At 63.7% G+C, this 20747-nt stretch carries 17 protein-coding genes; 11 read left to right on the forward strand and 6 right to left on the reverse strand.

Features of this window, described 5'->3' with window-relative positions; all coding sequences use genetic code 11:
* Positions 1-454: 454 nt before the first annotated feature.
* On the reverse strand, positions 455-1714 hold the full coding sequence (locus HV773_RS04645; protein WP_129563027.1) for an SGNH/GDSL hydrolase family protein: 1260 nt from the start codon (positions 1712-1714) through the stop codon (positions 455-457).
* 277 nt (positions 1715-1991) lie between these two features.
* Between HV773_RS04645 and paaA the strand changes: the two genes are divergently transcribed.
* The 8 genes from paaA to HV773_RS04685 all read left to right on the forward strand — a co-directional run bounded on the left by paaA (position 1992) and on the right by HV773_RS04685 (position 8469).
* Positions 1992-2990 (forward strand): 1,2-phenylacetyl-CoA epoxidase subunit PaaA, encoded by a 999-nt coding sequence (gene paaA / locus HV773_RS04650; RefSeq protein ID WP_129563028.1) that lies wholly within the window; start codon positions 1992-1994, stop codon positions 2988-2990.
* 42 nt (positions 2991-3032) lie between these two features.
* Positions 3033-3317, forward strand: a complete 285-nt coding sequence (gene paaB / locus HV773_RS04655; RefSeq protein ID WP_028221708.1) for a 1,2-phenylacetyl-CoA epoxidase subunit PaaB — start codon at positions 3033-3035, stop codon at positions 3315-3317.
* A gap of 10 nt (positions 3318-3327) precedes the next feature.
* Positions 3328-4134, forward strand: a complete 807-nt coding sequence (paaC, locus tag HV773_RS04660) for a 1,2-phenylacetyl-CoA epoxidase subunit PaaC (protein ID WP_129563029.1) — start codon at positions 3328-3330, stop codon at positions 4132-4134.
* A gap of 41 nt (positions 4135-4175) precedes the next feature.
* Entirely contained in the window at positions 4176-4712 is a 537-nt protein-coding gene (paaD, locus tag HV773_RS04665; RefSeq protein WP_129563030.1) for a 1,2-phenylacetyl-CoA epoxidase subunit PaaD, read from the forward strand.
* 1 nt (position 4713) lies between these two features.
* Positions 4714-5802: a 1,2-phenylacetyl-CoA epoxidase subunit PaaE gene (paaE, locus tag HV773_RS04670; protein WP_129563031.1), complete on the forward strand. Its 1089-nt coding sequence runs from the start codon at positions 4714-4716 to the stop codon at positions 5800-5802.
* A gap of 229 nt (positions 5803-6031) precedes the next feature.
* Positions 6032-6943, forward strand: coding sequence for a DUF1835 domain-containing protein (locus HV773_RS04675; RefSeq protein ID WP_129563032.1), 912 nt, complete (start codon positions 6032-6034; stop codon positions 6941-6943).
* Positions 6944-6949: 6 nt separating this feature from the next.
* The gene (locus HV773_RS04680; protein WP_129563033.1) at positions 6950-7552 is read left to right on the forward strand and encodes a TetR/AcrR family transcriptional regulator; all 603 of its coding nucleotides are present in this window, start codon (positions 6950-6952) and stop codon (positions 7550-7552) included.
* A gap of 251 nt (positions 7553-7803) precedes the next feature.
* Entirely contained in the window at positions 7804-8469 is a 666-nt protein-coding gene (locus HV773_RS04685) for a GNAT family N-acetyltransferase (RefSeq protein WP_129563034.1), read from the forward strand.
* 88 nt (positions 8470-8557) lie between these two features.
* Here the strand turns inward: HV773_RS04685 and HV773_RS04690 are convergent, their stop codons facing one another.
* Positions 8558-9052 (reverse strand): Lrp/AsnC family transcriptional regulator, encoded by a 495-nt coding sequence (locus HV773_RS04690; protein ID WP_129563035.1) that lies wholly within the window; start codon positions 9050-9052, stop codon positions 8558-8560.
* A 144-nt stretch (positions 9053-9196) separates the two neighbouring features.
* Here HV773_RS04690 and hppD point away from each other — a divergent pair, with 144 nt between their 5' ends.
* Positions 9197-10294 (forward strand): 4-hydroxyphenylpyruvate dioxygenase, encoded by a 1098-nt coding sequence (hppD, locus tag HV773_RS04695; RefSeq protein ID WP_129563036.1) that lies wholly within the window; start codon positions 9197-9199, stop codon positions 10292-10294.
* A gap of 144 nt (positions 10295-10438) precedes the next feature.
* Here hppD and HV773_RS04700 read toward each other — a convergent pair whose 3' ends face one another.
* Complete coding sequence (locus tag HV773_RS04700; RefSeq protein WP_129563037.1) at positions 10439-10633, reverse strand: hypothetical protein; 195 nt, start codon at positions 10631-10633, stop codon at positions 10439-10441.
* A gap of 420 nt (positions 10634-11053) precedes the next feature.
* Between HV773_RS04700 and HV773_RS04705 the strand changes: the two genes are divergently transcribed.
* Positions 11054-14665, forward strand: coding sequence for an indolepyruvate ferredoxin oxidoreductase family protein (locus HV773_RS04705; protein WP_129563038.1), 3612 nt, complete (start codon positions 11054-11056; stop codon positions 14663-14665).
* 96 nt (positions 14666-14761) lie between these two features.
* Here the strand turns inward: HV773_RS04705 and HV773_RS04710 are convergent, their stop codons facing one another.
* Positions 14762-17044, reverse strand: a complete 2283-nt coding sequence (locus HV773_RS04710) for an NADP-dependent malic enzyme (protein ID WP_129563039.1) — start codon at positions 17042-17044, stop codon at positions 14762-14764.
* A 357-nt stretch (positions 17045-17401) separates the two neighbouring features.
* Entirely contained in the window at positions 17402-18580 is a 1179-nt protein-coding gene (locus HV773_RS04715; RefSeq protein WP_377729789.1) for an MFS transporter, read from the reverse strand.
* Between the two features lie 547 nt (positions 18581-19127).
* On the opposite strand from HV773_RS04715, the gene HV773_RS04720 reads away from it, so the two are divergent.
* Entirely contained in the window at positions 19128-19814 is a 687-nt protein-coding gene (locus HV773_RS04720) for an orotate phosphoribosyltransferase (protein ID WP_028203433.1), read from the forward strand.
* 126 nt (positions 19815-19940) lie between these two features.
* On the opposite strand, the gene HV773_RS04725 is transcribed toward HV773_RS04720, so the two are convergent.
* Positions 19941-20639, reverse strand: a complete 699-nt coding sequence (locus tag HV773_RS04725) for a response regulator (RefSeq protein ID WP_129563041.1) — start codon at positions 20637-20639, stop codon at positions 19941-19943.
* Positions 20640-20747 lie beyond the last annotated feature (108 nt).

Here is a 20747-nt window from a genome sequence, read left to right on the forward strand (position 1 = left end):
CGGTCTCTCTCGAGACCGGTCGCTCACTCAAAGTGCTGACAGGTTTTCTGAATAAATTCAAAAACCTGACTTACTTTTGTGTGAGACTCTTGATACTTTCGCTACTCCCGGTCACTCCCGAAGGAATCACCAGGTCACGAAACCCATCAAGCGCCCACACTTATCGGCTGTAAATTTTTAAAGATCGATCGCGAAGTTGCCGCGCAGTTTCGTTCAAACAACCACTCAACTACCGGCTTCTTTCTGCGTTGCTGCGTCAGCAGCAGAGAAACGAGATTATGCAGACTCTTTCGCGTTTCGTCAACATCTTTTTTAACGTCACCGTTTAAAAACTGTCGACTTCCACACCCCCGCCGTTTCTCGCGGCAGGCTTCGCTGCCGGACTTCAGCTAGCGAAGGGGGCGAATCTTAGCGCTAGCGAATCAGATGCGCAAGCCCCCTGCGAACAAATACCTTACTTCCCGATCAACGCCGCCAGCGGGACAGCGTTCGCCATCGCCGCGTAGCCCGCGTCGCTCGGGTGAATATGGTCGCCGCTGTCGTATTCACTGCGCAAGCGCAGCGGATCGGCGGGGTTGCGCAGCGCCGCATCGAAGTCCACCACGCCATCGAATGCATGGCTAGTGCGGATCCACTCGTTCACCTTCACACGGATCGCTTCGCGTTCCGGCGGCAGCGCCGCCGGCGTGAGCGTCGCGCCGAGAATGCGCACGCCGCGAGCATGCGCAGCCGCAATCACGCGCCGATACCCTGCAATCAGGTCGTCGGCATTCACGCGCGTATGCGGGAAATCGCAGTCGAGGCCCGAGCGCGCCGGCATCGCCTGGAAGTTGATGTCGTTGATGCCGATGAGCAGTACGGCCGCCCGCACGCCCGGACGCAGCGCGTCGCGTTCGAAGCGCCGCTCGAGCGCCTCACCGTAGCAAGGAGAATCGCTCAACAGGCGGTTGCCGCTGATCCCCATATCGATCACAGCCAGATTGGCGCTCTGCTCGCGCGCGAGACGGCGCGCCAGCGCATCGGGCCAGCGCCGGTTTTCATTGAGCGATGAACGCATGCCGTCGGTGATGGAGTCGCCGATCGCGGCAATCGTCGACGCCCCCGGCGCCTCGACCGCCAGCCCCGTCACCCACGCATATTGCGTGAAGCGCTGGGTGAACGCGCCGATCGACGGATCAGCCACGTGGTCGCCGGGGCGGGACACATAGTTCAGCTGGCTCGCCACCCGATGCCAGGCAACCATCTTCTGCTGAGCGCCCATGAAGGTGCTAACTGCATATGGCGCGCCGCGCTTCAGACCGATTCGAACCGGATCGCTGTCGAGCTCGGCGCCGGGCGGCAAGGACACCGACGTCCGCCCACCAAACGTCACTCGCACCGTCCCGGCCTCGCTGACCGCCGCACCGCCAGCCGACGGCGCAATCGCCATTGCCTCGATCACGAGCGGCGTGCGCCCATAGAGATTGCTGATATGCACACGCGCGACATCGCCGCCGAGCGTCGGATAGACGATCTGCCTGACCGTCCGGCCGGCGACGTCCGGCGCGCGATAGAGCGGCGGCAGCGCATCGCGTTGGGGAATGGACTGCAGCGGCGTCGCCCAGCTCGTCACCCATGGGGCGCCGGAAGGCTGTTCGGCAAATACAGGCGCGGAAAAAGCGAGTGCAACGAGCAGCGCGGAACCAGCCGCGGTGGTGGCGAGGGAAATCTTCATCCGGAAATGAGTGAGGGAGTAAGCGGGCAAAGCGCCCATTGTGCCGCATAGCCCGGCCCGCGACCTTCTATCGTCCTGACAAAAGTAATGCCCGTCGATAGTGCAAGCTACGCGCGAAATCCGCCACGCTCAGCCGTCCATCCACTAAAACTCAGTAGCGGCGCACCCGAAGTTCGCACCGCACTCGAGCTCCTTTTGACAAAGCGCAAAAAATTGATTTACCGACCGGTCGGTTGGTTTATACTGCGCCATACCCAACACCGACGAGAGCGTCTTCATGTACACGCAATCCCTCGACATTCCCGGCAATGTCGCTCCGCTCGATGCGGACGCGGCATCGCCAGAGCAGGCGCAGTTCGACGCCATCATGGCCGCCGACGGCAAGATCGAGCCGCAGGACTGGATGCCCGAAGCCTATCGCAAGACGCTCGTGCGCCAGATTTCGCAACACGCGCACTCGGAAATCGTCGGGATGCTGCCAGAAGGCAACTGGATCTCGCGCGCGCCAAGCCTCAAGCGCAAGGCCATCCTGCTTGCCAAGGTGCAAGACGAAGCGGGCCACGGCCTCTATCTGTATAGCGCGGCGGAAACGCTCGGCGTTTCGCGCGACCAGCTGGTCGACGCGCTGCACGCCGGCAAGGCCAAGTATTCGAGCATCTTCAATTATCCGACGCCCACATGGGCCGATGTCGGCGTGATCGGCTGGCTCGTCGACGGCGCTGCGATCATGAACCAGATCCCGCTGTGCCGCTGCACCTACGGCCCGTATGCACGCGCGATGATCCGCATCTGCAAGGAAGAGTCGTTCCACCAGCGTCAGGGCTTCGACGCCCTGCTCGCCATGATGCAAGGCACCGAAGCGCAGCGAGTGCTGGTCCAGCAGGCCGTGAACCGCTGGTGGTGGCCGGTGCTGATGATGTTCGGCCCGAGCGACGCCGATTCGGTCCACAGCAACCAGTCGGCCAAATGGGGGATCAAGCGCATCTCTAACGACGATCTGCGCCAGAAGTTCGTCGACGCCACGGTCGAGCAGGCCAAGGTGCTGGGCGTCACGTTGCCCGACCTCGATCTGAAATGGAACGAAGCACGCGGTCACTACGACTATGGCGTGATCGACTGGGAAGAATTCTGGCGCGTCGTGAACGGCGACGGCCCGTGCAATCGCGAACGTCTCGGCACGCGCGTGAAGGCGCACAACGAAGGTGCCTGGGTGCGCGAAGCCGCCCTCGCCCATGCCGAAAAGCAGCGTCAGCGCGCCGAAAAGCACGCCGCGTAACCAACCGCCTAACCAATATTGGAAGCAGGAAGGAGATCCACGATGAACAAGGAATGGCCGATCTGGGAAGTGTTCGTGCGCAGCAAGCAGGGCCTCGATCACAAACACTGCGGCAGCCTGCACGCCAGCGACGCCTCGATGGCGCTGCGCATGGCGCGCGACGTCTATACGCGCCGTCAGGAAGGCGTGAGCATTTGGGTGGTGCCGTCGTCGGCGATCACGGCTTCGGATCCCAGCGAGAAGGCCGAACTCTTCGAGCCGGCCGGCGACAAGATCTATCGCCACCCGACGTTCTACACGCTGCCCGATGAAGTCAACCACATGTAAGAGCGCCCACATGACGACGCCCACGCAAGAACATCTGGCATATGTGCTGCGCCTTGCCGATACGGCGCTGATCCTCGGTCAGCGCAACACGGAATGGTGCGGCCACGGCCCGATCCTCGAAGAGGACATCGCGCTCGCCAACATGAGCCTCGACCTGATCGGCCAGGCGCGCCTGCTCTACACGCACGCCGCCACGCTCGAAAAGGCGCTCAACGGCCGCGAACGCACCGAGGACGATTACGCCTACTTCCGCGCCGAGCGCGAATTCGCGAACTACACGCTCGCGGAACTGCCCCACTTCGGCCCGCTCGCCGGCACCACGCATTCGGCCAACGATTACGCCGTGACGATTGTGCGCAACTTTCTCTACGCCGCGCTGATGGGGCATCTATGGACCGCGCTGCTGCGTTCCGCCGACCCGCAACTGGCTGCGATCGCGGAACGTTCGATCAAGGAAACGCGCTACCACGTCCATCATGCGCGCGAGTGGCTGATCCGCTTCGGCGACGGCACGGAAGAATCGCATCGCCGCGCCCAGGCCGCGCTCGACTGGCTGATGCCGTATACACGCGAGTTCTTCAGCACCGACGCCGTGGAAACGGCTGTCGCCGAAGCCGGCATCGCGCCGCTCACGGCGCAGTTCGAAGCCGCGTGGCGCGCCGACGTGGAAGCCGCGTTCGAAGAAGCGACGCTCACCGCGCCCGCGCCTGTAAAGCACGTCACGACCGGCAAGTTCGGAGAGCACTCGGAACACATGGGCTTCGTGCTCGCCGAGATGCAAAGCCTCGCGCGCCAGCATCCGGGCGCACGCTGGTAAGCGCCCACGGTTTCACACTCGCAGGAAAAGAGGAAGTCACGATGCAAGCGACCGCAGATCAAGCGCTCGAGCGTGCGTGGGAAGTGCTGGAAACGGTGCCCGATCCGGAAATCCCGGTCGTGTCGATCCGTGAACTGGGCATCCTGCGCGACGTGCGCCGCGCCGCCGACGGCCAGATCGAAGTGATCATCACGCCCACCTATTCGGGTTGCCCGGCGATGTCACAGATCGCCGAGGACGTCGCGCACGCGCTCGATATCGCCGAACTTGCGCCCTACCGCATCGAGACCACCCTCACGCCCGCGTGGACCACCGACTGGATCACCGACGCCGCGCGCGAGAAGCTGCGCGCCTACGGCATCGCGCCGCCCACCGGCAACTGCGGCGGCGGCACGGCGCCGGCCGGCGAACAGCCCATCTCCTTCATGGCGAAACCGAAGCTGCTGCCCGCACCCGCTTGCCCACACTGCGGCTCGCACCATACCGAGCGCCTCGCGCAATTCGGCTCGACCGCGTGCAAGGCGCTGTACCGCTGCATCGATTGCCGCGAACCCTTCGACTACTTCAAACCGTACTGATATGGCCACTCCGCAATTCCATTCGCTGCGCATCCGCGAAGTGCGGCCCGAAACCGCGGACGCGGTCTCTGTCGCTTTCGAAGTCCCGCCCGAGCTGCGCGACGCGTATCGCTTTACCCAGGGGCAGTTCGTCACGCTCAAGACCCACATCGAAGGCGAGGAAACGCGCCGTTCATATTCGATCTGCGTCGGCGTGACCGACTACGACCGCGACGGCGAGTTGCGCATCGGCATCAAGCGTGTACGCGGCGGCCGCTTCTCGAACTTCGCGTTCGAGCAGCTTGCACCGGGCCACGAAATCGACGTGATGACGCCCGATGGTCGCTTTTTCACGCACCTGAACGCGGAGCACGGCAAGCACTATGTGGCGTTCTCAGGTGGCTCGGGCATCACGCCGGTGCTCGCGATCATCAAGACGACGCTGGAAACGGAGCCGCGCAGCACGTTCACGCTGGTCTACGGCAACCGCAGTGTCGACCAGATCATGTTCGCCGAGGACCTGGAAGACCTGAAGAACCGTTATATGGATCGCTTCCGGCTCTATCACGTGCTTTCCGACGACATTCAGGACGTCGAGCTCTTCAACGGCGTGCTCGATCAGGCCAAATGCGCGGAGTTCCTCGCGGCGCTGCTGCCGGTCGACGAAATCGACGAAGCGTTCATCTGCGGCCCGGCGCCGATGATGGACGCCGCCGAAGCCGCGCTCAAGGAAGCTGGCCTGCCGCAGCCGAAGGTGCACGTCGAGCGCTTCGGCTCGCCGCTGCCGCAGGCGGGCGTGCCGGCGGTCGAGATCACCGAAAGTACGCCGGCCGCCGATCTGGAGATCGTCATCGACGGCAAGAAGCGCAAGATGCGCCTGCCCTACGAGGGTGTGAGCCTGCTCGACGTCGGCCTGAAAGCGGGGCTCGCGCTGCCCTACGCGTGCAAGGGCGGCGTGTGCTGCACCTGCCGCGCGAAGGTGCTCGAGGGCGAAGTGAAGATGGACAAGAACTACACGCTCGAAGAACAGGAAGTGCAGGACGGGTTCGTGCTCACCTGCCAGTGCCATCCGGTCAGCGAGCGCGTGGTGGTGAGCTTCGACGAACGATGATGAAAGCGGCGGGGCCTGTGCGTGCCCCTGCCACGCGGTCCAGCGTCATCAGGATTCGGGAATAAGCCTTAGATCAACGACACGCTTTCAGCCCTCCGGCGATCCGCTTACACTAGGGGCCGCCCGCCGGTGTTGCAGCGCAGCGATGCAACACCGGCGGGCGGCCCCTTTTGTCTTTGGCGCGCATTCAGGCGTCTTCGGCGTTCGACCCGAACGCAACGAGTTGTCGATGACCACGATCCACCTCATCCACGGCGAGCCGGCAGCGGCTGCGCTGCTCCAGGCCCTCGAGGCCCGTGAAGCTTCGCGCGGCAGCGAAACCGCTGGTGCGGCGGGAACAGCCGCGCACGTGATCGCACTTGCCGACGACCTGACGGCCGGGCCTCTGCGCGACATCGACGAGGCCGGCGACCCGGGCGCCGCACAGCGCGCGGCTTTCTGGCAGCGCCTTGGCGGCGTGTCCGAGACACTCGTCCAGGACGACTGCATGGCGCTTGCCGCGCTGGAGGCCGACGATTCTCACGTGGTGATCTGGCACACGCCCGATGCTGCCGACCAACTCGCGCTGCGGCGCGCCTGCTACCGGCTGCGCAACGCGCCGCAGCGCCTGAACGAAGTGCGCCTCGCCGCCGGCGACCTGGCCGGCCCGCCCGACGCCACTGCCGCGCGCCTTCTGGCGCACCTGCCGGACGCCGCGCCGATTTCGGTGCTGCGCATCACCCGGCTCGCGCTCGAATGGCAGGAAGCGAAATTCGCCAACGGCGAGATGCGCCGATGGCGCAACAATACGTTCACGAGCGGCACGTGGGCCGATCTGGATACGCTGATCCTCGAGATCCTTGGCGCGGCCACGCTAGAGGGTGCGCACGCCAGGCCGGGCACGGCAGGCACGCCCTGGCTCGCATGCGACACGCTCGGCGCAGCGCTCGTGCGGCGTGGCGCGGGCTTCACGGTCGGCGAGCCGCTAGTGCTCTGGCGCCTGCGCGAACTAGCCACGGCCGGCGAATTGCGTCTGCGCGACGACATGTGCGTCGCCCGCGCGAGCGCTGCTGAATCCTGCGCAGGCGCCGCCGCCCACGGCTCGCGCGCAGCACGTCCCTCGCTCCCCCATACCGCCGCCCATCTTTCCTTTTCCCGCTGACACGCCATGGCACGCACCCGAGCGCCCGACCACGAAACGCAACGCGACCAGATTCTCGAGCTTGCGGCAGCCAAGTTCGCACAGACGAGCTATCCGAGCACGTCGATGTCCGACCTCGCGGCGGCGAGCGGGACCTCGAAAGCGCGCCTCTACCACTATTACGAGAGCAAGGAAGCCATCCTCTTCGACCTGCTCGACCGCTACACGAAGCGGCTGATGCTGATCATTGCCGAGGTGGAAGGCGCCAGCCAGCGGCGGGGCCTGAACGAGCACGAGACGTTCGCCGAGCTGATCCGCGCATTCCTCGCCGAATACGAGACCTCGCACAGCCGCCATGTGGCGCTGCTCAACGACGTGAAGTACCTCGTCGATTCACAACGCGAGATTGTCCTGAACCGCCAGCGCGACGTGGTCGCCGCGTTCACGCGCCAGCTTGCTCGCGCCTACCCCGGCCGCGTCACGGCGGAGAATCAGACCTCGCTGACCATGATGGTGTTCGGCATGATCAACTGGACCTTCACCTGGCTCAAGCCGGGCGGGCGCATGGGCTACCGGGACTTCGCGGAGCAGGTCATCGAGATGATCGACCACGGCCTGAAGGCCGCCTGATCAGCCACGATTTTTCAGATCGAATTGATGCATCGCAACAAGACATGCCGACACAATAATTGATGCGTCAAGTTATCCAAAAATAATATCTGTTTAAAATCAACTGATTACGACTGAATTCTGAAAAATTAGACGCAGCCCTCAGGCCACAAATACGGGTTTTCCCTAGATCACACCCAGGGTTTCCGCTAGAATTCGTTTTGCATCGCATCATGCATGCGCTGCACCTCGCATTCCAAGGAGAACCCATCATGACCCAGTATCCGACCCCAACCAACGAGCCCATCCTGCCGTCCGGCCGCTCGCTGTCGTCCGGTCATTCGCCGGCCATGGTGCGCGTCCTCACCTCCGCCGATCGCGAGCGCCTGCTGACTCACTTCCTCGCGCTCGACACCGAGGACCGCCTCCTGCGCTTCGGCCAGGCCGCACCGGACCATGTGATCGAGAACTACGTCCGCTCGATGGACTTCACGCGCGACACCGTCTTCGGCGTGTTCGATCACCAACTGCAACTCATGGGCGTCGGCCACCTGGCCTATCTGCCGGCGGACGGCAACGGCCGCACAGCCGAGTTCGGCGTCTCCGTGCTCGAAGCCGCGCGCGGCCAGGGCGTCGGCACGAAGCTGTTCGAACGCGCCGCTATTCGCAGCCGCAACACGCACGTCACGACGCTCTATATGCACTGCCTGTCGCGCAACTCGACCATGATGCATATCGCGAAGAAGTCGGGCATGAAGATCGAGTACGCCTACGGCGAAGCCGATGCGTACCTCTCGCTCGATCCCGCCGACCAGAGCAGCATCATCGCGGAAATGCTTCAAGAGCAGGCTGCCGTGTTCGACTACGCGCTCAAGCGCCAGGCCCGCCAGGCGTCGCGGCTGATCGAGACGATCCTCCCGCAAGCGGTTGCGGCATGACTCCTGCCCCATCGGGTGAAGTAAATCGAAAAAAAGCGGCTTCGGCCGCTTTTTTTACATCTGCCGGGCGGAGTGGGCACGCGACGGCTCACAGGATCGGTAACGCCGTCGTCTCCTTGAAGGTCTGGAGCGAGAAGCTCGATTTCACGTCGATCACCGAAGGGTGATGCAGCAACTGGTCCTGCACGAAACGCGAGAAGTGCGCCATGTCCTCCACCTGCACGCGCAGCAGGAAATCCATGTCGCCCGTCATCGCGTGGCACGCCACCACTTCCGGCCAGGTCTGCACGGCCGCGCGAAAAAGCTCCGCGTGGGTAACTCCTTCGCGCCCTGCCGCCGTGGGCCCGCGCTTTTCCAGCCGCACGTTCACGTAGGCCAGCAGGTCGAGCCCGAGCTTTTGCGCGTCGAGCAACGCCACATAGCCGCGTATCACGCCAATCTCCTCGAGCCGCCGAATGCGCCGCAAGCATGGGCTTGGAGAGAGATTCACACGCTCGGCAATTTCCTGATTCGAGAGCCGGCCATTTTCCTGAAGAGTCGCCAGAATCCGCCGGTCAATCGCGTCCAGTTCGATGTTCGCCATTTTCTGCCACCTAATACCTCAACAAAGACAGTTTATAGCGCAAATAGTCGGTCAGACGACCCAACTCGCAAGCTTTCGCCCAATCTGGACAGCTACACTTTGCCGCACGTAGTCACCATTCCGCGATCGTCATAGGAGACAGCCATGCACGTTCCCACCTGGGAGAACCCCGTCGGCACCGACGGCTTCGAGTTCATCGAATACACCGCGCCGGACCCCAAGGCGCTCGGCAAGCTGTTCGAAAACATGGGCTTCACCGCCGTGGCGCGCCATCGGCACAAGGACGTGACGTTGTACCGCCAGGGCGACATCAACTTCATCGTCAACGGTGAGCCGGATTCGTTCGCACAGCGTTTCACACGCCTGCACGGGCCGTCGATCTGCGCGATTGCGTTCCGCGTGCAGGACGCCGCCAAGGCCTACAAGCACGCGCTCGAACTGGGCGCCTGGGGCTTCGACAACAAGACCGGCCCGATGGAGCTGAACATCCCGGCGATCAAGGGCATTGGCGACTCGCTGATCTATTTCGTCGACCGCTGGCGCGGCAAGAACGACGCGGCGCCGGGCAGCATCGGCGACATCAGCATCTATGACGTCGACTTCGAGCCGATTCCGGGCGCCGAGCAAAACCCGGCCGGCCACGGCCTCACCTACATCGACCACCTCACGCACAACGTGCACCGCGGCCGCATGAACGAATGGGCGGAGTTCTACGAACGCCTCTTCAACTTCCGCGAAATCCGCTATTTCGACATCGAAGGCAAGGTGACGGGCGTGAAGTCGAAGGCGATGACCTCGCCCTGCGGCAAGATCCGCATTCCGATCAACGAGGAAGGCGGCGAAACGGCCGGCCAGATCCAGGAATATCTCGACGCGTATCACGGCGAAGGCATCCAGCACATCGCGCTCGGCAGCAATGACATCTACCGTACGGTGGATGGCCTGCGCGCCTCGCAGATCGCGCTGCTCGATACGATCGACACGTACTACGAGCTCGTGAACCGCCGCATTCCGAATCACGGCGAGCCGCTGGACGAGCTCAAGAAGCGCAAGATCCTGATCGACGGCATGCCCGAAGACCTGCTTCTGCAGATCTTCACGGAGAACCAGATTGGCCCGATCTTCTTCGAGATCATTCAGCGCAAGGGCAATCAGGGCTTCGGCGAGGGCAACTTCAAGGCGCTGTTCGAATCGATCGAACTCGACCAGATCCGCCGCGGCGTGGTGAAAGACAAGGCCTGAGCCTGACGAAATTCCGCGTTTCAGCACGCAAAAAGGGCGAAGATCGCATGATCTTCGCCCTTTTTAGTTTTTAAATCCGCCGCCGCACACCCGGCAACGGATTCTGATGAATGGAATGCTGCGCGGATCAGCGCTGCATCGGGATTAACGTTTGACGCTCGGCCCGACCTTCACAGTCGGCATGGCGTTCGAGTCAGCCTTGGCGCACAGCGTGTACTGCGCGCATGACGTCGATGCATTCGCGCCGCTTTTCGTGCTGGCGTTCGAATGCAGGGGCGCGCTCATGGCGAAGAACGCGGCCGAGACCGTCAGGAAGGTCTGGATATGTCGATTGTTCATGCGGTACTCCTATTTTGAAACAACCTTTCACTGCGCAATGGCCCATTCGCACCCTGAATTTCTCGGGCGCGTCGCGGTTTGCACAAATGAGGGAGGTACAGAGGATATTCAAGGGTAGCCCCCTGCGGTGCAACTTTTACATGCCGTTACCTCGCACCCAACTCTGACACATCATTTGTTACACAGCCCCTTCAGCGCTTTCAGAGCCCTTACCCCACCACTGAATCCAGCCCGACAGAACCCGGTGGTGCGCACGATTCATGCAGGGTTTCCCGTGGGGGCGGCGGGTTGGCCCGAGTGCTACCATCGCTCAAAAGAAGCCACGATGGCGAGCCTTGGCCGACGCGTTCAAAAGACGCCGAGGGCACACGAAGTTCTGGCGATCCCACAACGGATTGGTTGAATGGAGGAAGACACATAATGAATGCCCCGCTAGAAGCCGGTCAGCGCGCTTCGCTCGAAGCCGCACTCGCTTCCGTCACGCTCGACGACAAATACACCCTCGAACGCGGCCGCGCGTATATGAGCGGCATCCAGGCGCTGGTGCGCCTGCCGATGCTGCAGCAGGAGCGCGACAAGGCCGCCGGTCTCAATACCGCGGGGTTCATTTCAGGCTACCGCGGCTCGCCGCTGGGCGGCCTCGATCAGTCCCTCTGGAAGGCCAAGCAGCATCTCGCCGCCCATCAAGTCGTATTTCAGCCCGGCGTCAACGAAGACCTCGCCGCCACCGCCGTGTGGGGTTCGCAGCAGGTGAACCTGTACCCATCGGCGAAATACGACGGCGTGTTTTCCATGTGGTACGGCAAGGGCCCCGGCGTCGACCGTTGCGGCGACGTGTTCAAGCACGGCAACTCCGCTGGCTCGTCGCCGCACGGCGGCGTGCTCGTGCTCGCCGGCGACGACCATGCCGCCAAGTCGTCCACACTCGCGCACCAGTCCGAGCACATCTTCAAAGCCTGCGGCCTGCCTGTGTTGTTCCCCTCGAACGTGCAGGAATATCTCGACTTCGGGCTGCACGGCTGGGCGATGAGCCGCTACTCGGGCCTCTGGGTCGCGATGAAGTGCGTGACCGACGTGGTCGAATCGTCGGCATCGGTGGAGATCGATCCGCATCGCACCCGCATCGTCCTGCCCGAAGACTTCGCAATGCCCGAGGGCGGTCTGAACATCCGCTGGCCCGATCCGCCGCTCGTGCAGGAAGCGCGGCTGCTCGACTACAAGTGGTATGCGGGCCTCGCCTATGTGCGAGCCAACAAGCTCGATCGCATCGAAATCGATTCGCCGCACGCGCGCTTTGGCATCATCACGGGCGGCAAAGCGTATCTCGACGTTCGCCAGGCGCTCACAGACCTCGGTCTCGACGACGAAACCTGCTCGCGCATCGGCCTGCGGCTCTACAAGGTCGGCTGCGTGTGGCCGCTCGAAGCGCAGGGCGCGCATGCGTTCGCGCGCGGGCTCGAAGAAATTCTCGTGGTCGAGGAAAAGCGCCAGATCCTCGAATACGCAATCAAGGAAGAGCTGTACAACTGGCCCGACGCGCAACGCCCGCGCGTGTACGGCAAGTTCGACGAAAAGGACGGCGCCGGCGGCGAATGGTCGGTGCCGATGGGCAACTGGCTGCTGCCCGCGCACTATGAACTGTCGCCCGCGATCATCGCCAAGGCCATCGCCACGCGTCTGGACAAGTTCGAGATGCCCTCGGACGTGCGCGCGCGCATCGCGTCGCGCATCGCCGTGATCGAAGCAAAGGAAAAAGCACTCGCGAAGCCGCGTGTGCAGGCCGAGCGCAAGCCCTGGTTCTGTTCGGGCTGCCCGCACAACACGTCGACCAATGTGCCCGAAGGCTCCCGCGCGATGGCCGGCATCGGCTGCCACTACATGACCGTGTGGATGGACCGCAGCACGAGCACCTCCAGCCAGATGGGCGGCGAAGGCGTGGCGTGGGTCGGCCAGGCACCGTTCACGAACGACAAGCACGTGTTCGCGAACCTCGGCGATGGCACCTACTTCCACTCGGGCCTGCTCGCGATCCGGGCGGCGATCGCCTCGAAGGCAAACATCACCTACAAGATCCTCTATAACGACGCGGTCGCCATGACGGGCGGCCAGCCCGTGGATGGCGTGCTCACCGTGCCGCAGATCACGCATCAGCTCGCCTCCGAAGGCGCCGCGAAGATCGTGATCGTGACCGACGAGCCGCAAAAGTACCAGGGCGCCACCACGCTCGCGCCGGGCGTGACGATCCACCATCGCGACCAGCTAGACGCGATCCAGCGCGAACTGCGCGAGATTGCCGGCACGACCATCCTGATCTACGACCAGACCTGCGCGACCGAGAAACGCCGCCGCCGCAAGCGCGGCACGTATCCCGATCCGGCGAAGCGCGTCGTCATCAACGAGGCGGTCTGCGAAGGCTGTGGAGATTGCTCAGTGCAATCGAATTGCTTGAGCGTCGAGCCGCTCGACACCGAATACGGCACCAAGCGCAAGATCAACCAGTCCACCTGCAACAAGGACTTCTCGTGTGTGAAGGGCTTCTGCCCGAGCTTCGTCACGGTCGAGGGCGGCCAGTTGCGCAAGCCGAAATCGAACACGGTGGTGGGCGACGCAATGCCGCCCGTACCGATGCCCGATGTCCCCGCAATCGGCCAACCCTACGGCGTGCTCGTGACGGGCGTGGGCGGCACCGGCGTGGTGACGATCGGCGCGCTGCTCGGCATGGCCGCGCACCTCGAAGCGAAGGGTGTGACCGTGCTCGACGTCACCGGCCTCGCGCAAAAGGGCGGCGCGGTGATGAGCCACGTGCAGATCGCCAACCGCCCGGCGGACATCCACGCGACGCGCATCGCCATGGGCGAGGCGGGGCTCGTGATCGGCTGCGACGCCATCGTGACCGCCAGCGACGACTGCGTTTCGCGCATACAGGAAGGCCAGACCCACGTCGTGCTCAATAGCGCGCCCACGCCCACCGCCGAGTTCATCAAGAACCCGCAGTGGCGATTCCCGGGCTCCAACACCGAAGCCGACGTGCGCGCGGCGGCCGGCGCCGATAACGTCGCCACCGTCGATGCGAACCGCTATGCGCTCGCCCTGCTCGGCGACGCGATCTACACGAACCCGTTCGTGCTCGGCTACGCGTGGCAGCGCGGCTGGCTGCCCCTCACGCATGAATCGCTCACGCGCGCGATCGAGTTGAATGCGGTGCAGGTCGAAAAGAATCTCGCCGCGTTCGAATGGGGCCGACGCGTCGCGCACGACCGCGAGGCCGTGGACCGGCTTGTGAAATCGCAGGCGCCGGACGCCGATGCCGGCAGCGCAAAGATCGTTGCACTGCACACGCCCAAGGCGCTCGACACGCTGATCGAAAAGCGCGCGCAATATCTCACTGCGTACCAGAACGAGGCCTATGCTCAACGCTATCTTGCATTCGTCGATGAGGTGCGCCGTGCCGAAGCGAAGCTCGATCGCGCCGATACCAGCCTGGATAGCGGCCCGAACGAACAGCCGTTGACCGAAGCCGTCGCGAAGAACCTGCACAAGCTGATGGCGTACAAGGACGAGTACGAGGTTGCGCGCCTCTATGCCGATCCGGCTTTCGTCGAGAAGCTCAAGGCGAGCTTCGAGGGCGACTGGAAGCTCAACTTCCATCTAGCGCCGCCGTCGTTTGCGAAGCACGACGACAAGGGCCATCTGGTGAAGAAGCAGTATGGCCCGCGCATGCTCACGGCTCTGCGCGTGCTGGCGAAGCTCAAGTTCCTGCGCGGCACGGCGTTCGATCCGTTCAGCCGCACCGAGGAACGCCGCCACGAACGCGCGCTGATCAGCGAGTATGAGGCGCTCGTGCGCGAAATCATCGGAGGGTTGAGCGAGGCGAACCTCCCGCTCGCGATCGAGCTTGCGAATTTGCCCGATGCGATTCGCGGCTACGGCCACGTGAAGGAGAACAACCTCAACGCCACGCGCGCGAAATGGGCGACGCTGCTCGCAAAATGGCGCTCGCCGGAGAACGGGACGGCGCGCCACGCGGCATGATCGTGGCTTGACCGCAATTTCAAAGCCGTAAAAAACGAAGGGCGCTCCGCCAGAAGCGGAGCGCCCTTCTCATTCATGCGGCTCGCAAAACCCCGCTTAACGCGCGGCCTTGTTCACCTTGGCATTGGCCGAAGCCACAGCCGTCATGTTGATGATGCGTCGCACCGTCGCCGCCGGCGTGAGGATGTGCACCGGCTTCGAAGCGCCCAGCAGGAACGGGCCCACCGTCACGCCTTCGCCGCCCACCACCTTCAGCAGGTTGTACGCGATGTTCGCCGCTTCAACGTTCGGCATGATCAGCAGGTTCGCTTCGCCCGTGAGCGTCGTGCCCGGGAACGACTGCTTGCGGATCAGCTCGGAGAGCGCCGCGTCGCCGTGCATTTCGCCATCGACTTCGAGTTGCGGTGCGCGCTCGGCGATCAGTTCGCGCGCAGCCTGCATACGCTGCGAGGTCGACGAACGCACGCTGCCGAAGTTCGAGCTCGACAGCAGCGCCACCTTCGGCGTGATGCCGAACTTCTCGATCTCGCGCGCAGCGAGGATCGTCATGTCGGCGAGTTGCTCGGCGCTCGGCACTTCGTTCACGTACGTGTCGCTGATGAAGAGGTTGCGGCCCGGCAGCATCAGCAGGTTCATCGCTGCGTAGTTGTCGGCGTCGGTCGCCTTGCCCAGCACCTGCTCGATGTACTTGAGGTGATAGTCGAAGCTGTTCATGAGGCCGCAGATCATGCCGTCCGCGTCGCCCAGATGGACGAGGATCGCGCCGATCAGCGTGTTGAACTTGCGCATCGACGCTTTCGCGACGTCAGGCGTGATGCCATGGCGCGCGCCAAGCTCGTGGTATGCCTGCCAGCTCTTCTGGAAGCGCGGATCGTCTTCGGGATCGACGATCTCGAAGTCGGTGCCCGGTCGCAGCTTCGAGCCCATCTTCTTCAGGCGCATCTCGACCACCGAAGGACGGCCCACGATGATGGGCTGGGCAATCTTCTCGGTCAGCACGAACTGCGCGGCGCGCAGCACGCGCTCGTCCTCGCCCTCGGCGAACACGATGCGCGCGTTGTTGGCCTTGGCCGCCACGAACACCGGGCGCATCACCATGCCCGAGCGGTAGACGGTCGCGCCGAGTTGCTCGCGGTAGGCGTCCATGTCGGCGATCGGGCGCGTGGCCACGCCCGAATCCATCGCGGCTTGTGCGACTGCCGGCGCGATCTTGATGATGAGGCGCGGGTCGAAGGGCTTCGGAATCAGGTATTCCGGGCCGAATTCGAGCGTGTGGCCTTCATAGGCCTTCGCCACTTCGTCGCCCTGGTCGGTTTCTTCGGCGAGTTCCGCGATCGCGCGCACGCATGCGAGCTTCATCTCTTCCGTGATAGTGGTGGCGCCCACGTCGAGCGCGCCGCGGAAGATGAACGGGAAGCACAGCACGTTGTTGACCTGGTTCGGGTAGTCCGAACGGCCCGTGGCGATGATCGCGTCCGGACGCACCTTCTTCGCCTCTTCCGGGCGGATTTCCGGCTCCGGGTTGGCCAGCGCCAGGATCAGCGGCTTGTCGGCCATCTCCTTGACCATCTCGGGCTTGAGCACGCCCGCGCCCGAGCAGCCGAGGAACACGTCAGCGGCCTTGGTGGCGTCGCCGAGCGTGCGCGCTTCGGTGTTGGCGGCGTAGCGCTGCTTCGACGGATCGAGATTGCCGCGGCCTTCGTAGATCACGCCCTTCGAGTCGGCAACGAGGATGTTCTCTTTCTTCAGACCCAGCTTCACGAGCAGGTCCAGACAGGCGATGGCCGCTGCGCCCGCGCCCGAGCACACGAGCTTCACACTGCCGAGCTCCTTGCCCACGACCTTCAGGCCGTTGAGGATGGCCGCCGAAGCGATGATGGCCGTGCCGTGCTGGTCGTCGTGGAAGACGGGGATCTTCATGCGCTCGCGCAGCTTCTGCTCGATGTAGAAGCACTCGGGCGCCTTGATGTCTTCGAGGTTGATGCCGCCGAGCGTGGGCTCGAGCATGGCGATGGCTTCGACGAGCTTGTCCGGGTCGTTCTCGTCGAGTTCGATGTCGAACACGTCGATGCCGGCGAACTTCTTGAACAGGCAGCCCTTGCCTTCCATCACGGGCTTGGCCGCGAGCGGGCCGATGTTGCCGAGACCGAGCACGGCCGTGCCGTTGGTCACGACGCCGACGAGGTTGGCGCGCGACGTGTACTTCTGCGCATCGAGCGGATCGGCGTGAATCGCCTCGCAAGCCGCTGCCACGCCCGGCGAATACGCGAGCGAGAGATCGAGCTGATTGGAGAGCGGTTTGGTAGGCGTGACCGAAATCTTGCCGGGCTTCGGATTCTGGTGATACGCGAGCGCGCTTTGCTTCAGTTGTTCATCCATTTTCGGGCCTGCCAGGACGTGAGAGACGAGTGAAATTTTATGTTCGTAGGCCCGCCGGTTCACGCGACGCTCGGGCTTTCGGCGATAGCGGGTCCTGCGCACATGCAGCAAATGCAGCGGCGGCAGGCCCGGACCATAGGCGAAACGGCGCGGGCGAAATGGCGGGGGATTAGTGTACACCTCGCCATGATCGCAGCGAGTCGGGGCAAAGACTGATACCGGGAATTTGTAGCGCGCTGGAGTCACTGAAAAACTTGGGGCGCATGGCGCTATATCGGGCCCCATATGCGCGCCAACGAGACGCGAGATGCGACGTTGCGCCGCATCTCGATATGCCGTCCCCGCGAAATTCAGCGCTTATTCGAGCGCTGCGCCGCGCCGTTCGGGGATCAGGAACAGCGTCGCGAGAATGTCCAGCACGTAGATCGCCGCCAGCATGCCGAGCGCCGCCGTGAACGAATAGCGGGCCGCCATCGCGCCGACCGCGAGCGGCCCGAAGCCTCCCACCGCCCGGCCGATGTTGAAAAGGACGTTCTGGGCGGTCGCGCGCGCGGCGGTCGGGTAGAGCTCCGAAATGAGCGCGCCATAGCCGCCGATCATGCCGTTCACAAACACGCCCATGGCCGCTCCACCGATCAGCAGCGCGAACGGCGTGCTCAGATGCGCGTAGACGTACACCATCACCACCGCCCCCACCTGATAGAACAGGAACGTGGGCCGGCGCCCGAAACGGTCGGCCGCCACGCCGAAAAGCCAGATCCCGAGCGCCATGCCCAAGACGGTCACGGCGGTCCAGAGACCGGACTTCGTGAGCGAATAGCCAAAGGATTTCGAAAGATAGGCGGGCAGCCAGATCATGAGCCCGTAGTAGCCGAAGTTCTGCACCGAGCAGAGCACCGTCACACCGAGACTCGCGCGCGCCGTGCGGGCGTCGGCGACCAGCAGGCGAAGTGCACGCAGCCAAGCGCCGCGCTCGTGTGCAGGCGCCCGGGCCTGCATCCGTTCGACACGCGCCCGATGGGCCACGAACAGCTCGGGTTCTTCCACACTCCGGCGCACGATGAACGACACCACGGCGGGCAAAAGACCGATCGCGAACATGCCGCGCCAGCCGATCAGCGGCAGGAGCCACGGTGTGAGCAGCGCCGCGGCGAGCACCCCGACCTGCCAGCCCAACCCGACATACGACGACGCCCGCGCACGCAGCCGGTCGGGCCATGCCTCGGCAACCAGCGCCATGCCGATGCCGAACTCGCCCCCGAGCCCGATGCCGGCGATGGTCCGGTAGATCAGCAAGTCGGTATAGCCACGCGAGAGCGCGCACAGCCCGGTGAAGACGGCGAACACCAGAATCGTCCAGGTGAGCACACGCACGCGCCCGAAGCGGTCCGAAAGCAGCCCGAACACGATGCCGCCCACCACCGCGCCCACGAGCGTCCACGTGACGAGCGAGCCGGCCTGCGCACCCGAGAGATGCAGATCCGCGCTGATGGCGGGCAGCATGAAGCCGAGCATCAGCAGGTCGAAGCCGTCCATGGCGTAGCCGAGCACCGAGGCAATCAGCGCGCGCACGGCATGACCGCCCACGGGCCCCTCGTGCAAGGTTTCACTTCCTGTATGCGGAACGGCAGCGGGCGCGATGGCGGTATCGGCAGGAGAGAGTTCCGATGATTCGGAAGGTGTAGAAGGTGGTCCAGGACGGGAGGCGGTGGTCATTCGAACAATCCTTTGGGGGCGCGTGCCAGACGAAAAACGGCGTGAGTTTACTGGCGCGCCCACGCAGCCACAACCAGAACCGCATGGCCGGCACACTCCCCCGCGCAACCCAGATCCCACCCTATAAAGCCGACGAACACTGTCAGCGCGACTCGTCGGCGATCGTCAAGTCGGGTAAAATACTCGGCTACGCGCGCAAGAAAAACCGTCCGGAGCAGGCGAGTCGCCAGAGGCCAAACCTCAGACGATCGACGCCATCCGGGCCGCGCATCGCGAGTTCCGCTGCATGCCACGCAGACTCGCCGTGCCAGCGCCATCGGGCCCAGCGCCCACCCTCCTCCGCATTCATCTATCCAAGGATTCGCCCATGACAGGCTACGATCGCCAGACGATCTCGGACGCAACCGCGAAAATGCTGCTCGAAGTGAAGGCCGTGCACTTCAACGCCGAAAAACCCTTCATCTTCACTTCCGGCTGGGCGAGCCCAGTCTATATCGACTGCCGCAAGCTGATCTCGTATCCGCGCGTGCGCCGCGGCCTGATGGAAATGGCTGAAGCCACCATTCTGCGCGACGTCGGCTACGAGCAGATCGACGCCGTCGCCGGCGGCGAAACCGCGGGCATCCCGTTCGCGGCATGGCTCTCGGACCGCCTGATGGTGCCGATGCAGTACGTGCGCAAGAAGCCGAAGGGCTTTGGCCGCAACGCGCAAATCGAAGGTCTGCTCACCGAAGGCCAGCGCGTGCTGCTGGTCGAGGACCTGACCACGGACAGCCGCAGCAAGATCAACTTCATCAACGCGCTGCGTACCGCCGGCGCACAGGTGAACCACTGCTTCGTGCTGTTCCACTACAACATCTTCAAGGAAAGCGTCTCGGTCCTGAAGGACATCGACGTCGACCTGCACGCACTCGCCACGTGGTGGGACGTGCTGCGCGTCGCCAAGGAATCGGGCTACTTCGAAACGAAGACGCTCGACGAAGTCGAGAAGTTCCTCCACGCACCGGCCGAATGGTCGGCGGCACACGGCGGCGCGACCTCGGCACCGCAATAAGCCTGCGAGCGGGCTGCGCGTGCCGCATCCGCCGCGCGCCCCGTTCACAAGCAAAAAAAGCCATCTGTCCGAAAGACAGTTGGCTTTTTTCATGCGCCGCGCAAAACTTTATGCGGCGGCGCGCGCTCAGGGCGCGGCGTCGCCGGCCAGGCCTTCGTCGGGCGCATGCGACGAAAGATTGAGCAGGCCGTTGCTCTGTGCGTACTGGAACAGTTCCGAGTCGCGATCGAGCCCAAGCTTGCGCATGGCCGTGTTCTTCTGAGTGCTGATCGTCTTGATACTGCGATTGAGCTTCTCGGAAATTTCCTTGATCGTCATGCCCGAAACGAAAAGCCGCACCACTTCGAGTTCGCGCTTCGAGAGGATGACTTCCTCGTTCTTGCCGCCGCTGTTGATGCGCAACGATTCGAGCGCCACCTTCACCTGCGGGCTCATGTACTCGAGATTGCGGCTCACGTGCTGCACGGCGAGTCCGATATGGCTCAAGTCGTCGGATTTGTGAACCACCGCGATCACGCCGAGTTCACCCAGCCGCTTCAGGAGCGCCGCGTTTTCGAGCATCGTAAGGACGACGATAGGAATGTTCGGGAAATTGCGGCGCAGATAGCCGATGAGCGGCAGGCCATCGCCGTACTGGCCACCCGGCATGGCAAGGTCGGTGACGAGCACGTCGCACGGCGTAGTCTGCAGCGCCTTGATCAGTTCCGTGGACTGGCGGGCACGGCCGACGACCTGGATGCCCGGGAACTTAAGTAGCGCATGCTCGGCGCCGAACAAGATCACCGGATGATCGTCCGCGACTACGACCCTGATTGGCTGCTGCATTACCCCTCCGTGGAGACCGTCCTGGTCATCTTTCTTTGTGGTCGGCTAGTTGCCCGAGAAACCTCTCGTTGCCGAAACATCGCCTTTTGCGTGGGCAGCAAAGCAGGC

The organism is Paraburkholderia caffeinitolerans (assembly GCF_902859945.1).
GTDB classification, from domain to species: domain Bacteria; phylum Pseudomonadota; class Gammaproteobacteria; order Burkholderiales; family Burkholderiaceae; genus Paraburkholderia; species Paraburkholderia caffeinitolerans.